At 53.1% G+C, this 1,705-nt stretch carries 1 protein-coding gene and 1 pseudogene (1 of these 2 running past the window's edge); both read left to right on the top strand.

Annotation, left to right across the window (positions count from 1 at the left end):
* Window positions 1-684 (top strand): annotated as a pseudogene (locus GTN70_04795) (anthranilate synthase component I); it begins 750 nt to the left of the window's first position.
* On the top strand, window positions 681-1,705 hold a 1,025-nt coding region (locus GTN70_04790), incomplete at its 3' end, for a bifunctional glutamine amidotransferase/anthranilate phosphoribosyltransferase (protein ID NIO16299.1). The pseudogene GTN70_04795 and the gene GTN70_04790, both read left to right, overlap by 4 nt.

Here is a 1,705-nt window from a genome sequence, read left to right as displayed (position 1 = left end):
TACAGGGCATTGCGCGTAATCAATCCATCTCCCTACATGTTTTACCTGGAGGCGGAGGGTGTTCGCGTGGCAGGCTCGTCGCCTGAGGTCCTGGTGAGGCTCGACAGGGACAACGTTATTCTCAGACCGATTGCCGGGACCAGACCGAGGGGAAAGAGCGAGGAGGAGGATAGCAGGCTCGAAGCGGACCTGCTTTCAGATCCGAAAGAATTGTCCGAGCATCTCATGCTGGTTGACCTGGGAAGGAACGATCTCGGGAGAATTGGAAAAGAGGGATCGGTAAAGGTCAACGAGTTCATGGTAATCGAAAAGTATTCTCACGTCATGCATATCGTCTCAAACATAACGTCTCTTCTCCTGGAGAACAGGGACGCCTTTGACGTGCTGAGGGCCACCTTCCCTGCGGGAACAGTCACGGGGGCACCGAAAGTCAGGGCTATGGAAATCATCGAAGAGTTTGAGGGTGAGAGAAGGGGAATCTATGCGGGAGCGGTCGGGTATTTCGACTTTTCCGGGAATATGGATTTTTGCATTGCCATAAGAACGCTCATATTTGAGAAATCTACGGTCATCATTCAAGCCGGCGCCGGGATCGTCTTTGACTCGGACCCGTCAAGGGAAATCGAGGAAATTGAGAACAAAACCAGGGCGTTGAAGGAAGCCGTGTTCAGGGGACTGCTATGATAGTGGTGATCGATAATTTTGATTCCTTTACCTACAATATCGTTCAGTCTCTCTGTTCCCTCGGGGCTGAGGTAAAAGTTTACCGGAACAATGCAATTGATCTCGACGGGATCGAGGACCTGAATCCGGACGGTCTTGTCATATCACCCGGGCCGGGGGGCCCGGAAAGCGGGGGAATAAGCGTCGATGCCGTGAAAAGGTTTCACGGGAAAGTTCCCATTCTCGGGGTATGTCTGGGCCACCAGTGCATTGCATATGCCTTTGGAGCGAAGATAGTGAGCGCCAAGGCCATCATGCACGGAAAAACATCCCCCGTATTCCACGACAGGTCGGGGATATTTGCGGCGGTGGAAAATCCCTTCAATGCCACGCGGTATCACTCTCTTTCTGTGGAGTGGGAGAAACCTCCGGAAGACATGGAGGTCTGTGCCTGGACCAGCGATGGGGAAATAATGGGCATACGGCACAGAAAAAGACCCGTATTCGGGGTCCAGTTCCACCCCGAGTCAGTCATGACCGATTTCGGCATGAGGATTTTTGAAAACTTTCTGAGCATCGTGGAAAGGGGAAAACGTCCTTCCAGGTATTTCGTCAATCTCAAGGAGGCAATAAGCATCCTTCACTCGGGGAAAGACCTGAGGGGAAGCGAGATGGAGGATGCCATGAATATGATCATGTCCGGTGAGTGCACGCCGACCCAGATAGCCTCATTTCTCACGGCCCTGTCCATGAAGAAAGAGACGCCCGAAGAGATAGCCGCGGCAGTCAAGGTGATGCGGGAAAAGGCAATCAGGATACGGCCTGAGAAGGGCGATGTCCTCGATACATGCGGGACAGGAGGCGACCGGTCGGGATCGTTCAACATATCCACTACGGTGGCATTCGTGGCTGCGGGCTCCGGTGTTTGTGTTGCAAAACATGGCAACAGGTCGGTAACGAGCAAAGCCGGATCTGCCGATGTGCTCGAAGCGCTGGGTGCAAACCTGGATCTGTCCCCCGATATGGTAGAAAAATGTTTGAA

This window comes from Deltaproteobacteria bacterium (assembly GCA_011773515.1).
GTDB lineage: Bacteria > Desulfobacterota > Deferrimicrobia > J040 > J040 > WVXK01.
This window is presented reverse-complemented; position numbering and strand designations above follow the sequence as displayed.